The 18,185-nt window shown below is 36.0% G+C and carries 18 protein-coding genes and 1 other annotated feature; of the genes, 13 read left to right on the top strand and 5 right to left on the bottom strand.

What is annotated here, in order from left to right; translation table 11 throughout:
* Positions 1 to 47: 47 nt before the first annotated feature.
* The 3 genes from CJZ72_RS14365 to tnpA all read right to left on the bottom strand — a co-directional run bounded on the left by CJZ72_RS14365 (position 48) and on the right by tnpA (position 1,809).
* Positions 48 to 188, bottom strand: coding sequence for a hypothetical protein (locus CJZ72_RS14365; protein WP_179135131.1), 141 nt, complete (start codon positions 186 to 188; stop codon positions 48 to 50).
* A 77-nt stretch (positions 189 to 265) separates the two neighbouring features.
* Entirely contained in the window at positions 266 to 1,384 is a 1,119-nt protein-coding gene (gene tnpB, locus CJZ72_RS02635; protein WP_081134104.1) for an IS200/IS605 family element RNA-guided endonuclease TnpB, read from the bottom strand.
* 23 nt (positions 1,385 to 1,407) lie between these two features.
* On the bottom strand, positions 1,408 to 1,809 hold the full coding sequence (gene tnpA, locus CJZ72_RS02630) for an IS200/IS605 family transposase (protein ID WP_005880176.1): 402 nt from the start codon (positions 1,807 to 1,809) through the stop codon (positions 1,408 to 1,410).
* A gap of 1,235 nt (positions 1,810 to 3,044) precedes the next feature.
* Between tnpA and CJZ72_RS02615 the strand changes: the two genes are divergently transcribed.
* The 8 genes from CJZ72_RS02615 (at position 3,045) to CJZ72_RS02580 (ending at position 9,914) form a co-directional block, all read left to right on the top strand.
* Positions 3,045 to 3,656 (top strand): hypothetical protein, encoded by a 612-nt coding sequence (locus CJZ72_RS02615; protein WP_005880181.1) that lies wholly within the window; start codon positions 3,045 to 3,047, stop codon positions 3,654 to 3,656.
* Positions 3,657 to 3,739: 83 nt separating this feature from the next.
* Positions 3,740 to 4,342: a hypothetical protein gene (locus tag CJZ72_RS02610; protein ID WP_081134106.1), complete on the top strand. Its 603-nt coding sequence runs from the start codon at positions 3,740 to 3,742 to the stop codon at positions 4,340 to 4,342.
* Between the two features lie 284 nt (positions 4,343 to 4,626).
* Positions 4,627 to 5,748 carry a tRNA 2-thiouridine(34) synthase MnmA gene (gene mnmA, locus CJZ72_RS02605; protein ID WP_095443593.1) on the top strand — a complete coding sequence of 374 codons (1,122 nt, stop codon included), beginning with the start codon at positions 4,627 to 4,629 and terminating at the stop codon, positions 5,746 to 5,748.
* A 500-nt stretch (positions 5,749 to 6,248) separates the two neighbouring features.
* Positions 6,249 to 6,668, top strand: a complete 420-nt coding sequence (locus CJZ72_RS02600; RefSeq protein ID WP_095443592.1) for a MerR family transcriptional regulator — start codon at positions 6,249 to 6,251, stop codon at positions 6,666 to 6,668.
* A gap of 76 nt (positions 6,669 to 6,744) precedes the next feature.
* On the top strand, positions 6,745 to 7,611 hold the full coding sequence (locus CJZ72_RS02595; protein WP_081134108.1) for an aldo/keto reductase: 867 nt from the start codon (positions 6,745 to 6,747) through the stop codon (positions 7,609 to 7,611).
* On the top strand, positions 7,608 to 8,231 hold the full coding sequence (locus tag CJZ72_RS02590; RefSeq protein ID WP_081134109.1) for an NAD(P)H-binding protein: 624 nt from the start codon (positions 7,608 to 7,610) through the stop codon (positions 8,229 to 8,231). Before CJZ72_RS02595 ends, CJZ72_RS02590 begins: the two co-directional genes overlap by 4 nt.
* A 226-nt stretch (positions 8,232 to 8,457) precedes the next feature.
* Positions 8,458 to 8,568 carry a flavodoxin family protein gene (locus CJZ72_RS02585; protein ID WP_179135133.1) on the top strand — a complete coding sequence of 37 codons (111 nt, stop codon included), beginning with the start codon at positions 8,458 to 8,460 and terminating at the stop codon, positions 8,566 to 8,568.
* A gap of 23 nt (positions 8,569 to 8,591) precedes the next feature.
* Positions 8,592 to 9,914: an MFS transporter gene (locus CJZ72_RS02580; protein ID WP_081134130.1), complete on the top strand. Its 1,323-nt coding sequence runs from the start codon at positions 8,592 to 8,594 to the stop codon at positions 9,912 to 9,914.
* Positions 9,915 to 10,485: 571 nt separating this feature from the next.
* On the opposite strand, the gene CJZ72_RS02575 is transcribed toward CJZ72_RS02580, so the two are convergent.
* Positions 10,486 to 11,769, bottom strand: coding sequence for a multidrug efflux MFS transporter (locus tag CJZ72_RS02575; protein ID WP_081134111.1), 1,284 nt, complete (start codon positions 11,767 to 11,769; stop codon positions 10,486 to 10,488).
* 149 nt (positions 11,770 to 11,918) lie between these two features.
* Between CJZ72_RS02575 and CJZ72_RS02570 the strand changes: the two genes are divergently transcribed.
* The 3 genes from CJZ72_RS02570 (at position 11,919) to CJZ72_RS02560 (ending at position 14,992) form a co-directional block, all read left to right on the top strand.
* Positions 11,919 to 12,485 (top strand): TetR/AcrR family transcriptional regulator, encoded by a 567-nt coding sequence (locus tag CJZ72_RS02570; RefSeq protein WP_005880196.1) that lies wholly within the window; start codon positions 11,919 to 11,921, stop codon positions 12,483 to 12,485.
* Positions 12,486 to 12,609: 124 nt separating this feature from the next.
* Positions 12,610 to 12,987, top strand: a complete 378-nt coding sequence (locus tag CJZ72_RS02565; protein WP_005880198.1) for a DUF1033 family protein — start codon at positions 12,610 to 12,612, stop codon at positions 12,985 to 12,987.
* Positions 12,920 to 14,992, top strand: coding sequence for a DNA topoisomerase III (locus tag CJZ72_RS02560; RefSeq protein ID WP_081134112.1), 2,073 nt, complete (start codon positions 12,920 to 12,922; stop codon positions 14,990 to 14,992). The genes CJZ72_RS02565 and CJZ72_RS02560 overlap by 68 nt, the downstream gene beginning before the upstream one ends.
* 887 nt (positions 14,993 to 15,879) lie before the next feature.
* Here CJZ72_RS02560 and CJZ72_RS02555 read toward each other — a convergent pair.
* On the bottom strand, positions 15,880 to 16,365 hold the full coding sequence (locus CJZ72_RS02555; protein WP_081134113.1) for a prolyl-tRNA synthetase associated domain-containing protein: 486 nt from the start codon (positions 16,363 to 16,365) through the stop codon (positions 15,880 to 15,882).
* 92 nt (positions 16,366 to 16,457) lie between these two features.
* Positions 16,458 to 16,688 (top strand) — a binding site (T-box leader).
* A 199-nt stretch (positions 16,689 to 16,887) separates the two neighbouring features.
* Between CJZ72_RS02555 and CJZ72_RS02545 the strand changes: the two genes are divergently transcribed.
* Both CJZ72_RS02545 and CJZ72_RS02540 read left to right on the top strand, forming a co-directional pair.
* The gene (locus CJZ72_RS02545; RefSeq protein WP_005880203.1) at positions 16,888 to 17,529 is read left to right on the top strand and encodes an amino acid ABC transporter permease; all 642 of its coding nucleotides are present in this window, start codon (positions 16,888 to 16,890) and stop codon (positions 17,527 to 17,529) included.
* Between the two features lie 11 nt (positions 17,530 to 17,540).
* On the top strand, positions 17,541 to 18,176 hold the full coding sequence (locus CJZ72_RS02540) for an amino acid ABC transporter ATP-binding protein (protein ID WP_081134115.1): 636 nt from the start codon (positions 17,541 to 17,543) through the stop codon (positions 18,174 to 18,176).
* Positions 18,177 to 18,185 lie beyond the last annotated feature (9 nt).

Below are 18,185 nucleotides of genomic sequence, written 5' to 3'. Positions count from 1 at the left end.
TACGATTATGTATTCAAATTGATGCCGTCAGTTCTGCATTTTACGCATCATAAAATGCAGTAAACATATTGGCCACTTTCGTTGAACCCTTTATCGATCCTGGCGGTCCCTTTATTTAGTCTGTCGATATCTTTATCAATATCTTTTGAAAAAACGATCAACGTTCGTTCTTTTGTGTACTGATTCAACCAATCGATCCCCTGACACTCCACACGACTAAAGTCGTGGGGTTCTTAGGTAATACGTCCTAACGGACACAAATTTACTAAGCTATCCCCGAAAGTCCTTCGGTTTTAATATTTATACTCGCATTGATGTCTCGGTCGTGGTGTGTACCACAATTGCTGCAAGTCCATTCACGAATATTTAGCTCTTTCTTGCCATCTTTATGACCACACAAAGAACAAATTTGTGAACTTGGGTAAAATTGATCAACCTTAACTAAGGTTCTTCCTTTCCATTCACACTTGTAAGCAAGTTGTCTGACGAACTCACTCCAAGAGACATCTGCAATTGATTTAGCTAGTTTGTGATTCTTAACCATACCTTTTACATTCAAGTCTTCAATACAAATGATTTGGTTTTCATCAGTTATACGTGAAGACAGCTGGTGTAAAAAGTTGCTTCGTTGGTTAAAAATCTTTTCATGGATACGTGATACTTTCAATTTTTGTTTTTGGTAGTTTTTGCACTCATCTAATTTACGATTGTGCTTTTTGGCTACTTCTAATCTTCTTGAAAGCTTGCGTTGTTCAATTACCAAACGTTTTTCCATGGATCGATAGAATTTCTCGTTATCTATCTTTTCTCCTGCGGACGTTATGCAGAAATGTGCGATACCTAAGTCCAACCCGATTGATTCTTCAACTGGTTCTTTTTGGAAGTTTTCGGTATCCACTAAAAAGGTGGCAAAGTATTTACCCGATTTCGATTGGCTAACTGTTATGCTCATTAGTTTCCCGTTGAACCGCAAATTTTCAGCCATTTTTACCCAACCAACTTTAGATACGTAAAAGTAGTTGTTATTTACTTTCATACCCATAGCTGTTCGATAGGATTTTTTTGAATACTTTTTACTCTTGAATTTTGGAAAACCAAAGTTAGATTTGAAAGTATTCTTGTATGCTTTATTTAAATCCATGGTCACTTGGCTAAGGGGTTGAGCTTCAACTTCTTTCAACCAAGAATATTCATCCATCTTTTTTAATGCCGCATACGTTGTCTTATCTTCTTGATAGTCAGCATTTTCTTTTTTCGTTTTGTAATTCGTTATGCGTTGATCTAATAGAAAATTCCAATAGAAGCGGACGCAACCGAATGTCTTTTGAAATTGAATTTGTTGCCTTTGGTTGGGATAGATACGAATCTTATGAGCCTTCTTCATTTCTGCACACCTCCTTAACGTTATCAATATCTTGTTCTTTGGTTCTCAACATACCGTTTAATCGTGGCGCTAGATACATTTCTTGCCGTTGAAACAAAGTAAGAACGTGTCCAAACACTCGGCATTTTGCTTAAGTGTTCAAACTCTTGTCTTAACGTTCGTGATGTCTTTCCTTTAATCACTTTCATTATGTCAGAAGGCGAATATGTCGGTTGAACATTCACAAACAAATGACAATGGTCTTTGTCTGTTTCTATAGCAAGGATGTTCCACTCGTTTTCTTGGCAAATTTCTGCGACAAGTGATTTGAATCTAGCGTCCACATCGGAATTAACAAATATTTTCCGGCGATACCTTGGACAAAAAACAAAGTGGTAATTGATTAACGATACAGTTGTCTTTGTATGTCTGTAATCGTTATCCATGACCTTATTATGCATTAAGTTATAAAAAAGAATTTGAATTTCAAAGGTATCCCTCCTAAGTTTTATGATAGAATAATAACATATAAAAAATAAATAAGTGGATTTAAATAAAATTTTATATGTTTTTTAATTAAGGCGAAAGGAGTGACATGATAGTGGAGATAAAATAAGTTTAAATTCGAAGGTAAACGCATTAATTTCGGATGTATGATAACAATACTGATTTTAATGACTCGTATTGTTGATTTTTAGCAGAGTAATTAATAAAAGAAAGGCTTGAATAAGTTTTGTACATATGGTTTTATTTTTAATTTTTGTTATTAAATTACAAGGATAGTTTTATTTAAGATAACATTTTTTGATTAGGAGATTTACTGATCCTTGATTTAATGATCGAATTGTTTGCTTCTCGAAAAGGCGCTAAAAGAGTCGTTTTTTATTCAGATAACTGCTTGTACGACTCTTTCACAGATGACCGCAATCCTATGTTTATCAATTGAAAGGAGATAAATGAAAATGAAGGCGTATTTAGTTGGCTTATGGCTATCCATGTCAGTGTCTCTTTGGTGTGTGATAGAGGTGTATCTTGATTATCCTGGCCCTGTGAGTTTTGTTTTTATGTTTATCATAATCGTTTCAGGATTAATTGGACTTTACTTTTCAACAAAAATAAAGACTGTAAAGTGGAGATGGTTACTACTAGTAATGAATTACCTCTTTGCAACAATGTCGAATATTGTTCATTTTTTCGTAGTAGCATTTGAACTATTTTTAAAATAAATAAGAAAAGAAAACTGAAAAAGGAGTTGTTTTTATGTTTTCACTAAAAAGTAAAACGTATACTAAGATTTCTTTGACTTTATCAACAATCACGATTCTCTTTACGAGCTTCTATTTTATCCCGTTTATGAAGGAGAACCCACTTTTTCTTGCGCTCACTATGGCAGGGTGCTGGATGAGTGGCAGTGCTAATTTAATAATTTCCACAAAAATTGAGCCTCAGTGGTTAAAAAGAAGCAGTATCTTCCTTAATTTGTTCTGTGTGTTAGGGAGCAATTGGTTTTTATATTTATCGAATTGAAATGAAGTTGGGCAAAACGAAATGGATGACCAAAAATGAACGCATAGTTAGTTGGCTTATGACTATCCATGTTAGGGGCTCCCTAGTGTGTGATAGAGGCGTATACAAAATAATAAATAGCTAAATGGATGAATTTTTTAAAGGAGTGATGTTGATGTTTCCAATAAATAGTAAAACATGCACGAAGTTTTCAAAGTATTTTTTAATCGGTAGTGTTTTCTTACTGGCATGGCTGATGATTATTTGGTTTAGTCGTAGTTTGTACGCAGAAGTAGCGATTGTCTATTATCTTTCCTGTTTACTCAGTGGTATCAGTTTTATTTTTGCTAGAGGTACGCATTCAAAATTTTTAAAAAGGCTAACTGCAGTTGTCCATTTTAGTAGTATTTATGTATTGTCTCTATATATCATCGGCTTATTATTGTGGGAAAGCTCTGCTGTGTTACTTGCAATAGTTGCCTATTTGCTACTGTCCATCTGGATACTGAAAGTTTACGAGCAGAAATGGGTAGTAATCATTTGTTTAGGGATACCGATGATTCTTTCAACTGTTTTTTTTAGTAGGATCAATTACGAATTAATCATTTATGGGGAACGATTGGGGTGGGACGCTCTGGGATACACGGTCATCCTTAACATTTCAGGTTTAATTGGTTTGACTCTTTCGACAACACTCAATAATGGAAAAGCTAAATGGATACTTCTGGGGATCAATTATTTTTTTGCAGCTTATTACCACCTCCTCATCCTCATCTTCTTTCATTAAGATGCCGCTCTACACGTTGTTGATCACTTGAAAGGAAAGCGACTAAAATATGAAAAATTTTTTATCTGAAAGGAATAAGGTGAATGTTTCCAATAAACAGTAGAACGTGTACAAAGGTTTCAAAGTGTTTCTTAATCGGTAGTGTTTTCTTACTGGCATGGCTGATGATTATTTGGTTTAGTCGTGGTTTGCACGCAGACGTAGCGGTTGTCTATTATCTTTCTTGTTTACTCAGTGGTATCAGTTTTATTTTTGCTACAGGTACGCATTTAGACTCTTTGAAAGGATGGGGGATGTTCGTTCATTTTAGTAGTATTTATTTGGTTGCTGTCATCCTTGTCCCGTTGTCTGGAGGGATAATTTTAATCGTATCGATCCTTACTTATTTATTGGTACCTACAATGTCACGAAGGTTGCCAAGAAAACAAACACAACAACGGGTGCAGATGCTTTTATTAGGGCCTCCAATGTTATATTCAATTACCTATTTCATTAGAATCAATTACTATTTAATGGCGTTTGACGGAGAAATTATCAAATATCTCATTTTCATGAGTATCTCTGGCTTAGTAGGACTTATTCTTTCAACAGGCCTTGATAACGGAAAAACTAAATGGATACTGCTAGGAATCAATTATGTATTTGCGACCTATTTTCATATCGTTATTTGGATTCTTTGGCGATAACTACAAGTTTACAATGGTAAGTGATTAAAAAAGACAAACGTTCTTAATTAAAAATACTATTGAAAAAAAGAGTTGCTGCTGGTGAATCGTAGATACTTACATAAAAAAGAGTTGTCCGTTCAAATCATGAGCTGTTCATTTTTTAAGATGACGGGGTCTGTTCAAGGCGTGAGAAATAAAGGATGAAATTTTCAAAAATATGACGTATAATGTAAAATACTGAAAAGTTGCGACCTTCAACTCGTAGATGTTTCAGAAAATCTAATTGAAATGATGGTGATATCATGACAGACAACAGCAAAACACGCGTTGTCGTTGGGATGAGTGGCGGAGTTGACTCATCTGTAACAGCACTTTTGTTAAAGGAACAAGGCTATGACGTAGTCGGGATCTTCATGAAAAACTGGGATGATACTGACGAAAATGGCGTATGTACTGCGACCGAAGACTATAAAGATGTTGCGAAAGTAGCAGCACAAATCGGCATTCCTTATTATTCTGTTAATTTTGAAAAAGAATATTGGGATCGTGTCTTTGAATATTTCTTAGCGGAATATCGAGCTGGCCGAACACCGAATCCTGATGTAATGTGTAACAAAGAAATCAAATTTAAAGCTTTCTTAGATTATGCCATGGATCTAGGTGCTGAATATGTAGCAACAGGTCATTATGCGCAAGTAACACGTGATGAAAATGGTGTTGTGCATATGCTTCGCGGTGTAGATAATAATAAGGATCAAACGTATTTTCTTAGTCAATTATCACAAGAACAATTATCAAAAACACTCTTTCCTCTAGGTGGAATGGAAAAAACTGAAGTACGTGCTATTGCAGAACGTGCAGGATTAGCGACTGCGAAGAAGAAAGACTCTACTGGTATTTGTTTTATTGGTGAAAAGAATTTCAAACAATTTTTAAGTAACTATTTACCTGCCAAAAAAGGAAATATGGTGACACTAGACGGTGAAGTCAAAGGTCAACATGCAGGATTGATGTACTATACGATTGGTCAACGTCAAGGACTAGGAATTGGTGGCGGTGGAGCTTCACAAAAACCTTGGTTTGTTGTTGGAAAAGATCTAGCAACGAATACGCTATATGTAGGACAAGGGTTCCATCATCCAGCTTTGTATGCTACAAGTCTTGATGCAAGTGAAATCCACTTCACTACAAATGAAGATATGCCTAAAGAATTCAAATGTACGGCAAAATTCCGTTACCGTCAACAAGACGTACCGGTAACTGTACGTTTGTTAGAAGGAAACCGTGCAGAAGTAGTATTTGACGAACCTGTACGAGCAATCACTCCAGGACAAGCTGTCGTTTTTTATGATGGGATGGAATGTCTAGGTGGCGGTTTGATCGACCATGCATATCAAGAAACAAAAGTTTTACAATATGTTTAATCACAACAGTAATTAAACCTTGAATAGCAAGAGAAGGCTGTGTCCTTTTAGTAGACTGTAGGCAAAGAAATTCTTTGTCTACAGTCTTTTGTTTTTTATATGTTGTCCAAAAACATACTAAAATGGTGATAGGATATTTTTAAGTGGATAATATTGTGAGAGGAAATGATGAAAACAATAAAAAGTATTTAGATGAACTTGAATTAAAGTACAACGAATATTTGGTGGAAATTGTCGCTAATATATTTCAGAGATAATAAAAATTTTTGGCTAAATAAACTGTATGTTCTAAACATCAGTCGGTCAATACGGACGAAGTAATTTAATGCATCAGCAAGTAATTAATTTGTCCGTCATGCAATTTGTAAAGAGGTACTACCAAAAGTTGTAAGGAATTGGACAACAGTTTTTGATAATTTTACAAATTTAGTGAATAGCTTGCCTTGGAGTGCACTTCAAGGTTTATGATAACTTATATAAAAAGATGAGGTGATTATTTGATGAATATTAAAAAAGCTGCGGAAATGTTTGATTTGAGTGTAGATACACTACGCTATTATGAACGTGTTGGTGTCATACCATCTGTTCACCGTAACGAAAGCGGTTATCGAGATTATACTACGAATGATTTGAATTGGATTTATCTAGCAAAAAACTTACGAAATGCTGGTTTATCGATTGAATCACTCATTGAGTTTGCTCAGCTGGCACAATTGCGTAAAACGAAGAATGTAGAAAAAGCGCAGAAGCAGATCTTGTCTGATCAATTAAAAGAATTAGAGCAAAAATTAGCGGAAATGCAGGAAGTTAGAGACTTACTTATTTATAAGATAGAAACGTATGATGACCATATTGCAAAATTTAAAGCAGGTGAAATGGAACCTGATAAAGTTGAAAAATTATGGGAACGAAAAAAATAAATCTTTTCTCTTGCTATGGACTTAACTCTAAGGTTTAGGATAGAACATGTAAAGAAAATTAGAGGAGGAAAACAATATGCAGAAAATAACTTTGAACAATGGTATAGAAATGCCTCAATTAGGATTTGGTGTTTATCAAATTCCATTGGAGGAAACAGCTGCAGCAGTATATCAAGCAATTAAAGCAGGGTACCGTCTGATTGATACAGCTTCGATTTACGGAAATGAAAAAGAAACAGGGGAAGGAATCAAGCGTGCCATCAATGAAGGACTAGTTACTCGAGAAGAACTTTTTGTTACTTCTAAATTGTTTATTCTTCAAGCACCAGAAGAAAAAGCTGCGGAAACGATTGAACATTCTCTTAAAGTAATGGGGTTGGATTATCTGGATCTTTATCTTATTCATCAACCATACGGAGATATTTATGGTGCATGGCGATCAATGGTTGAGGCTCAAAAAGCAGGAAAATTACGTGCTATTGGGATTTCAAATTTCAAATCAGCTAAGATGATCGAGTTTGTGGGTTTGAATGAGGTAAAACCTCAAGTCAATCAAATCGAAGTGAATCCATGGAATCAGCGAGTTGAAGATCAAGAATGGCATGAAAAATATAGCGTACAAGTGGAAGCTTGGGCACCATTTGCAGAAGGGCGTCACGAACTATTTAACAATCCTGTATTAACAGAAATCGGTAAACAGTATGGTAAGACAGTGGGACAAGTTGTATTACGTTGGTTAATGCAAAGAGGGATTGTTGCTTTAGCAAAATCAGTTCATCCTGAACGAATGGCTGAAAACATTGATATTTTTGATTTTGAGCTTTCAAAAGAAGATGTTGAAAAGATAGCGGCTTTAGATAGGAAAGAATCTGCGTTCTTTGACCATGATGCACCCCAACAAGTAGAATGGTTTATGAATCGGATGTTGGATACAGAAAAATGAGCAAAAACATACTGATTATTGGTGCTGGCGGTCAGGTTCCACAGGTATTAATCCCACTTTTGCAAGAGCAACCTGATTTACATTTGACTTTATTTGGGCGTTATGCCGCTGACTTACCTTATACAAATGTAACAAAGGTTTCTGGAGATGCTGGAAATTTAACTGACTTGATCAATGTTATGAAAAATCAAGATATCATTTATATGAATTTTGATAATAAAAAAGTAACAGAAATTGTGATCGATGCGATGCATAAAACGGGTGTGAAACGAATCATTCAAGCAGGTGTACTTAGCGTGTATGGTGAAGTTGCAGAACCGTTTGCTATATGGAATAGTCGCATGATGGGAGGGTCAGTCGCCCATGAGCGTGGTGTAGAAGCATTGGAAGCAAGTGATTTGGATTATACTTATATGCGTATGACTTGGCTCTATAATGGGAATCGAAAGGACTATATTGCAAGTCCTAAGGGAGAACCGTTTTTAGGTGCTCAAATTACGAGACGTGCCATTGCTCAATTTATAATGGACAATATCACAGGAAAAAGAAATGACATTCGAGGAAGTATTGGCTTGTGGGAACCTGGTTCAGAAAATAAATCAAAACCTGATTTTTATTGATAAAAGAATACAATTTTAGCAATATAGTACAGTAAAAGTGAATTCTGTGGTATCAATCATTAGATAATTGATGCTGCAGTATTTTTATGGATAAATAAGTGATAAAAATAGCGATAAAGGCGTTTAAGAAACGAATTTCATATTTTTAATAACAATTATATGTCTCATTATTATTAGGTTTATTAGTTTATCTAAAATAATAAGTAAAATAAAAGGAAGTGAAATGATGAAAAATCTCAAAACATTTATTGTCTATTATTCACGAACTGGAAATACAAAGGTAGTTGCTGAACTGATTCAAGAAAAAATTGGTGAAGATCGATCGTGTACAAATTGAAACAGAAAAAAACCAACAGATTAATGGATAGAAAGAAGTTAGGAAATTTGAATAGAGAAAAATTCGGTGTCATTTTACCAATTACATTATTATCTTATTTTTTGATATTGATGGATAATTCAATCATTTTTACAAGTTCTGTGCAGATAGGTAAAAGTTTAGGGTTATCTGCCTCAGCACTTTCATGGGTATCAAGTGCGTATACACTCACTTTTGGAGGTTTTTTGCTATTAAGCGGACGCCTTTCTGATCTGTTAGGAAGAAAACGTATTTTTTTGATAGGCTTACTGATTTTTGGTTTCAGTTCTTTAATGATTGGGCTATCGAAAACAGCTGAAATGGTCATTATTATGCGTGCAGTACAAGGAATTGGTAGTTCCATTATCGCACCGACAACTTTGGCATTGATCATGGATGCCTATCAAAATAATATGAGACAACGTGCGATTTCTTATTATGGAGCAACTGCGGGAATTGGCTCAAGTATTGGCTTATTAGTTGGTGGTGGACTGACTAGCTTGATTTCTTGGCGTGCTGGCTTTTTAATAAATGTTCCATTTACTCTCGTATTATTTATATTAACATTGAAGTATGTGAAATCATCAGCGCGTCGAAAAGAAACTATCGACTATTTAGGCAGTTTACTTTCCATAATTGGTTTGGTGGGTATTATCTATGGTTTTACTGAAGGGATATTTAGCTTCATAGTTGTAGGTATTATCTTTATATTCTTGTTTATATTATGGGAGAGAAAGACTTCTTCGCCCATTCTACCTTTAGCACTTTTTCAAAATAAGATTCGTTCTGGTGCTTATGCGACTCGTCTTTTATTTATGATGGCTATGTTGCCATTTTGGTTCTTTTTACCACAAATGATGCAAAGCCAATATGGTTTTTCAGCGCTAGAATCCGGGTTTGCTTTTTTGCCACTGACAATTGTTAATTTTATAATTGCGATGCAATTACCAAAGCTAACAGGGAAATTTGGTAATAATAGGGTATTACTTATTGGAGAAATAATACTAGCTATAGGGTTGATTTTACTTGCAATCTCAAATCCAGTAAATGGTTATTGGCAGACTGTTTTTGTACCTATGATCATACTTGGATTAGGTCAAGGATTAATATTAGCACCGGTGACATCTGCGGGTGTTTATGAAGCACCTGATAAATTAGCTGGTATTGCAAGTGGTGTAACGAATACGATGCATCAAATTGGTGGTCCTATTGGGTTATCATTGATTGTTGCAACAACCACAAATTTTCAAACTGAAATCTGGATAATGGCAGTATTTACCCTTATTTCTATAGTGGTAGTAGCTATTTTCCTCAATACTGAGAAATAAAAATTTTTAATTTAGTAGTCATATAAAAAATAGAAGCTAAGATTTGATGATCGATCAAACTTTTAGCTTCTATTTTTTATAGATATTATTTTATTACTTAAAAAGGAAAAATGACTTTCAACAATAAGCGCTAGATTTCCAAAATGTGGGAAGCTAATTTGAAAGTTTAATTCTTATTGTCGGCGGAGCTGAGCGGCCTTTTCACGACCTCTATTCACCGTGTTCAAAGGCTTGCATCTTCAACAATAAGCCCAACCAGATGAAAAACATAAAAGCTGTTTTTCTCTGCTTGTTCTTATTGCTTGATGCAGAGCAGCCTTTTCACGACCTTATCTACGGTGTTCAAAGAGCTGACCTTCAACAATAAGTCAAAAAATCTCAAAACATGGAGAGCTGTTTCGAGATTTTCCTCCTTATTGCTCAGGTCAGAGCGCTCTTTTTACGACCTTTATCCACGGTGTTCAAAGACCAACTCCTTGAAATAAGTCTGAATTTTTCAAAACATGAGAAGCTGTTTCGAAAAATCCATTCTTATTTTCGGCGGAGCTGAACGGTCTTTTCACGACCTCTTTTACTTTGTGCTATGTTGATGCGAGACTGTCGATTGTGTGGTGTCTTCTTGCAATTGTGCATCGTTGTGGATTTCCTGTGTGTTATGACGTACTAGTAAGAAGTTTAGTAAAACAAGTACAGAGGTTGAAATAAAGACACCACGATAACCAAACACACTAGACACACTTGAACCGATCATTGGGCCTACGACATTCCCAGTTGCTTGGAAAGATTGATTGTAGCTAAATATTCTGCCTGCTGCATTGTGAGGAGAATATTTCGTGATCAACGCCTGAACAGCTGGTAGAAGACACGCATCAGAAATACCGATCAAGAAGCGAAGTCCAGCAAGTTGCCAAACATTAGTAACAAAGGCCATTGGAATATAAACGAGAATGGCGAATCCTAATCCGATAGCTAAAATCCGTTCACTACCGATCTTATCACCCAAACGTCCAAAACGAGGGGCAGCAATCAATGTCGCAATCCCGGGAATCGAAGCGATGATACCACTGATCAATGTCACGTTTCCATGACCATTCAATAACTGTCGGATATACAGGCTGATAATTGGGCTGATCGAATTATTTGATGCTTGTATGATCATTGTAGTCACAAACATGCCGATCACCACATGAGGATATTTTAAATCTTTGAAAATTTGTTTGGCAGAAGACATGTCTTCTTTTTTGATTGGTACGAATTTTTCATGAACAAAGAAGAGACTTAATAAGAAAACGAAGAATAAAATGATCCCAGTAATAAAGAAAGTTGGACGATAACCAAACGCAGAAGCAGAGATTCCGCCAAGTAGAGGACCAAGTAAAGTTCCAGTAACAGAACCAGTAGCCAAAGTACCTAATACTTGTCCGCTTTTTTCTTTGGGAGTGCCTGTTGCTACGAGTGCAGTTGCATTACTGATATAACCTGAAAAGATTCCTTGTAATAAACGTAGAGCGACTAATTGATAGACACTTGTGACACAGCCCATTAAAGAAATAACGATTGCCATCCCTAATGAGGCACGTAAAAGCATCAATTTTCGGCCTTTTTGGTCCGCTAATTTTCCCCACCAAGGTGAGATAAGTGTCGTGACTAAAAAAGTAGAAGAAAATGTTATACCGCTCCAAAAATTTAACTGCGATGTAGTATAAGATCCCAAAGTATCTATGTAAAGTGACATGAAAGGCATGACTAGACTAAAACCAATACCTGCCATAAATGTACCAAACCATAAGACAAACAAGTTTTGCTCCCATGGCTCTCTTTTTCTAAACAATTTTTCCTTTATCTGTGTGGCCAATGCAATATCCTTCTTTCTGAAAATTTCCATTTACAGTTAGTTATTATAAACTACAATATGTAGTTTATCAATGAAACTCTCTTTTTTATCTTGGTTTTTCATGGTAAACTTATTTTGTTGAGGATTTAACTTATGAGAGGACCGTAGAAATGAAAAAAAGAAATCTATCTCAAGAGAAAATCATCGCCTGTTTCCGTGAGTTAGCAGAAGAGATGGATGTTCCACAAATCACGTTTCAACATTTAGCTAAACGTCTGGATGTCAAATCGCCTTCATTGTATAACCACTTTAAAAATATGCGTGAAGTAAAGACGGCTTTGACAGCGAGATTACTGCAAGAACTCAATGATGAATTACGTCGTGCATTAGTAGGGAAAAGTGGAGCAGAGGCTTTACGCATCTATGCACAGATCTATCAATCTTTTGCGTTTGCGAATCAAGCTGTTTACGAATTACTGATCAGTATTCCGCATACAAATGAGGAAATACTATTGGACGGGATACATGAAACAAACCAGATCATTCTTCAAATTTTTGACTCATTCCCATTAACAAAAGAAGAAAAAACACATCGTAGTAGAGAATTGAGAAGTATGATTCATGGGTATCTTTCTCTACGATTTTTGGGCTATTTCACTAAGGAACCAAAAGTCTCTCCTGAAGACAGTTATTCTTGGATGATCAATGATTTTATTGCAACTTTACCAAGCAAATGAAACAATCGGTATTTTATCTTTAGTCCCTTCATAAAATGTCCCTTTTATAAGAGAAAATTCTTGCAACTTTCTTGAAAAGTGACTAAGATGAGTCTAAGAAAAAGCGAAGAAAAGGAGTACGAATATGTATCAAGTAGTTATCATGTTCGGAGACAATGAGCCTTGGTGGTTTTTTGAAAACTGGGAAGACGATATTGAAATCGAAGAGTCATTTGATTCTTTTGAAGAAGCACAAGCAGAGTATGAAAAAAAATGGCTCACAATCAAAAATCAATATGAGTATATCAATGCAAAAAGCAACTTTCTAAGTGCCTTCTGGAATGATGGCGAGGAACGATGGTGTGAAGAGTGTGATGATGATCTACAACAATATAAAGGATTGGCTTTATTGAAAAATCATCAACCAATCACCTTAGAAAGCAGAAAGGAATTTTATGAAACAACTAATTCTAGCGGAAAAACCAAGCGTTGCGAAAGACCTAAGCAAGGTGCTTGGTGCTAATCAAAAATACAAAAACTATTACGAAGGACCTAAGGTGATCGTTACTTGGGCCCTTGGTCATTTACTGGGGTTAAAAATGCCAGAAGACCTAAATAAAGAATGGCAAAGTTGGCAGATGGAAACATTACCAATGATTCCTAAAAAGTTAGGCATCAAACCATTACCAAAAACAGGTCATCAATTGAAAGCAATCAAACAATTAGCTCAACGAAAAGATGTTTCAGAAGTGGTAATCGCGACTGATGCAGGACGAGAAGGAGAATTAGTCGCTCGTTGGATCTTGGAGTATATACATTTTAACAAACCAGTGAAAAGACTTTGGATTTCTTCACAGACAGACAAAGCAATCAAGACTGGATTCAAGCAACTAAAACCAGCTAAAGCTTATGATACGCTATATGATTCAGCATTAGCTAGAGCAAAAGCAGACTGGTTGGTTGGTTTGAATGTTACTCGTGCATTGACTGTGAAATATCAAGATAATTTATCAGCTGGTCGTGTACAGACACCTACATTAGCGTTGGTAAGAGACCAAGAAAGAAAAATCGAAACGTTTAAACCACAAACATATTTTTCGATTTTGTTGAATGTAGAAAAAGAACAAGCAAAAATGGCTCAGAAAAATCAATTTGCGTTGAAGTCACAGGAAGAAGCGCAAGCACTGGTTCATCGTTTAAGCCAACAAAAAGGAACCGTTTCATCTATTGAAGAGAAAACGAAGATTGAGAGCGCGCCTTTACCCTATGATCTAACAGAGATCCAAAGAGAAGCAAATCAGCGTTATGGTTATTCTGCTAAGAAAACGTTGGGGTTAGTACAAAGTCTATATGAAACACATAAAATTGTAACGTATCCTCGGACAGATAGTAAATATCTGACGAATGATATGAAAAGTACAATGAGTGAGCGGTTGCAAGCAGTCAGCGATTTTGCTCCAGAGGTCAAACAATATCTAAAAAACGGGGCTGTAGTCCGTCAAACCAAAGTCTTTCAGGATAATAAAGTAACTGACCATCATGCGTTGTTGCCTACTGAAAACCGTCCTCGTTATGAAAAACTAAGCAATGAAGAACAAAAAATCTATCAAATGATCGTGACCCGCTTTTTAGGATTATTTGCAGAACCGCATAAAGTGAGCCAGACAAAAATTACTGTCGTTTTTGACAAAGAAGAATTTATTTTCCGTCAAACCAAAGTGTTACAAGCAGGGTGGAAAACAGTAAGCCAAGAAGAAACAAGTAAGTTTGATTGGCAGCAAGGACTACGTATCCAACCGAATTTTACGATCAAAAAAGAACTGTCCGCACCGCCAAAACCGCTGACTGAAGCGAGTCTTTTAGGTCAAATGGAAAAATACAGTTTGGGTACACCAGCAACAAGGGCAGAGATTATCGAAAAGCTGATCAAATCTGAATTGATGGAACGTACGCCACAAGGCTTACAAGTTTCTCCTAAAGGGAAACAATTATTAGAGTTGGTGAATCCTTCACTCGTTTCTCCAGAATTGACTGAAAGTTGGGAGAAAGACCTAGAGGCGATTGCTGCTGGTAAAAAACAGGCAGAACACTTCTTAAAAGAAATCGAAAAAGAAACAAAACGTTTAGTACAGGAAATTAAAACAAGTAAGCAAACGTATCAAGATTTCTCAATCACACAAAAGAAGTGTCCAGAGTGTGGGTCCAATCTCCGCGAAAAAAATACGCGTGATGGAAAAATCTATGTTTGTACTAATCAGGACTGTGATTATCGTCGTCGAAAAGATCCCAAAGTGTCCAATCACCGTTGTCCACAATGTCATCGTAAAATGGAAATTATTGAAGGCAAGAATGGATCTTATTTCCGTTGCAAATATGACGGTACAACGGAGAAAATGCTAGGAAAAAAAGAACAGAAGAAAAAAATGACCAAACATGAAGAACGTCGATTGATGAAAAAATATTCTCAAGCAGATGAACCAGAGGAAAGTCCACTGGCAGCTGCACTAAAAGCAGCCATGGAAAAATAGAGAATAAGAAATCAGAACAGAAGTGTTCAACTCCAAGAAGTAAGAAGAAATTCATGAAATTGTTTTTCAATTTTTTGAATTTCGGCTTATTTTCCAAGAAGTTGCTTCTGCTAATGCTATTTATTTGGGCTTAGCGCATAGAGGTCGAGACAAAAGTCGTTTAGGTTTGAGAAACTGGAGAGAAAAACGAACAATACGTTTTTTGTATTGCTCGTTTTTTTAATTACCGAAAAGCCTGACTTTTGGGCGCCGTTTATTCGAAATTAGAGTGTGTAGCAAAACTGATTTTTAGATTTGTCCCACACTCCCTTTTTTTGCCGAAAAATTGGGAAATTATGGTGATCATCAGATGAAGCACATTTTAGATTTTTCTATAACAGTTCAAAGAGTTGAACTGTTTTCACAATCTTATCCACGGTGTTCAAAGGCTTGCATCTTCAGCAATAAGACCAACCAGATGAAAAACATGAAAAGCTGTTTTTCTCTGTTTGTTCTTATTGCTCGATGCAGATCAGCCTTTTCACAACCTTAATCCACGGTATTCAAAGAGCTGACCTTCAACAATAAGGAAGAAAATCTCAAAATATGGAAAGCTATTTCGAGATTTTCTTCCTTATTGCTCAGGTCAAAGCGGTCTTTTCACAACCTTATCCACGGTGTTCAAAGACCAACTCCTTGAAATAAGTCTGAATTTTTCAAAACATGGAGAGCTGTTTCGAAAAATCCATTCTTATTGTCAGCGGAGCTGAACGGTCTTTTCACAACCTTTATCCACGGTGTTCAAGAAGCAACTCCTCAACAATAAGCCTTAGATTTCCAAAATATGGGAAGCTATTTTAGAAATCTAATTCTTATTTGCTCGGAGCTGAACGCTTCTTTCACAACCTTTACAACCTTTCATAAATCGGCTCATGGTCTAAATGGGTTAATATCGTTAGGAAATCGGTGAATTTTAGGATCAATGTGGTTGTATTTATATTTGGGTGGAAGCCGACAGTACTTTTTTGATCGATATCAGAGTCGATGATTACTTTGATCAGATGATCTTTATCATGCATCAATGCGAGAGGTGTAACTGTGCCTGGTGCAACACCTAATAAATCTTTGAGCTGCTCTTCTGAGACAAAAGATAGACGTTTTTCTTCTAGTTGATCTGCAAGTTGTTTTAGATCTGCTTGTTTTTCATCGGGTAAGATAACTAGATAGATTTGTTTTCCTTTTTTGGCTTTTAATAATAAGTTCTTTACTTGTGGACCTGGAAGAGTAAATGGGATATTTTTAACAGAAGTTATTGCTGGATGCTCCACTTTCTGATAAGAAATGCCTAAGTGATCAAGCAACTCGTAGGCTTCTTGTTCAGTTGCAAGTGCCATATTATAAGACGCCTCCTTTATTTTTTACTAGTTTATCATAAAAAAGAGTTGACAAACTAAAAATAATCATGTAAATTACACGTAAGTTAAAACAAACGACATCGAAAAGAAAAGTAGCGATTAAATGTTTTAAGAGAGTCTCTGGTAGGTGAGAAGAGATAGCAGTTAATAGTGAAACACATCTTGGAGTCGATTTTCTGAAATAGAGTAGGAAAATCCGGGAAGCCCGTTATAGCTGCGGTCGTTGTTAGATGACCAGATAAGGTTAGTATCCGTGAGGTGCTGACAAAAAAAGGTGGAACCACGTAATTTACGTCCTTTGATCGTTTGATCAAAGGACTTTTTTTATTTTCGTGGCTATTCAAGTAAAGCATTATCTTATTTGGACCGATCTGAATTCTGGGAACGACTGTTAGAGGTTTCTTTTGTGAAGAAGAAACAAACAGAGGTGGGAACACGTGTTATACGTCCTCTTGACGAGAGTCAAGAGGATTTTTTTTTATTTAAAGGAGGAAGAAAGAAATGAATTATTTGATTGAAGTAATGCCGCAATTGTTAGTGGGAGCTCTCACAACCTTGAAATTATTTATTTTTACCTTGATTGGTTCATTACCATTAGGGATCATCTTAGCGTTAGGATTATCTCTGCATTTTAAACCGATTCGCTATATTTTACAGACTTATGTTTGGATCATGCGAGGCACACCTTTGCTACTTCAATTGATTTTTGTATTCTATGGGTTACCAACAATAGGAATCGTCTTTGATCGTTTTGAAGCTGCATTGATCGCATTTATTTTAAATTATGCCGCTTATTTTGCAGAAATATTCCGTGGCGGTATCCAATCGATTCCTCAAGGACAATATGAAGCAGCGCAAGTGTTGCAACTAAGCCCATTTCAAACTGTCACAAAAATCATTATTCCACAGGTAACGAAGATCGTTTTACCATCAGTTGGGAATGAAGTAATCAATTTAGTCAAAGATTCTTCACTGATCTACATCTTGGGATTAGGAGATGTGATGCGTGCCGGCAAGATTGCGATGGAACGAGATGCTACATTGTTGCCGCTACTAGGGGTCGCTATCATCTACTTAGTATTAACTGGAGTCTTAACAATCATCATGAAACAAGTTGAAGGAAAATTGAACTATTATCGCTAGGAGGAAAGCACATGATTGAATTAAAAAAAGTAAGCAAAGCATTTGGAGAAAAGAAAGTAATCAACGGACTAGATTTAACGATTCCAGATGGTCAAACAATGGCAATCGTTGGTCCTTCTGGCGGTGGTAAAACAACCCTTTTAAGAATCTTGGCAGGAATAGAAAAAGCAGATAGCGGGAACTTTTATTTAGATGGAACACCATTTGATCCATTTGAATTAAAAACAAAAGAACAAGTTGTTGGTGTAGTTTTTCAAGATTTCCAACTTTTCCCACACTTAAGTATTTTTGATAATATTACATTAGCACCAAAAATGGTGTTGAAACAGTCAAAAGAAGAGTATACGAAAAAAGCAAAAGAACTGGCCACATCTTTGGGAATCAGCGATTTGTTAGACAATTATCCGTATCAATTATCTGGAGGACAAAAACAACGGGTAGCAATTGCACGAGCACTTGCGATGAACCCACGAGTTCTAGCCTATGATGAACCAACTAGTGCATTAGACCCAGAGTTGCGTCAACAGGTTGAAAAACTGATTCTATCATTGAAAGAAGAAGGCGTGACACAGATCATTGTTACGCATGATCTTGTCTTTGCTGAAAATGTCGGTGATCAATTAGTGAAAGTTGTTCCAAACAAGTAAGAGGGAGGA

The sequence above is a fragment of the Enterococcus durans genome, from assembly GCF_002277935.1.
In the GTDB taxonomy this organism is placed as follows: domain Bacteria; phylum Bacillota; class Bacilli; order Lactobacillales; family Enterococcaceae; genus Enterococcus_B; species Enterococcus_B durans.
This window is presented reverse-complemented; position numbering and strand designations above follow the sequence as displayed.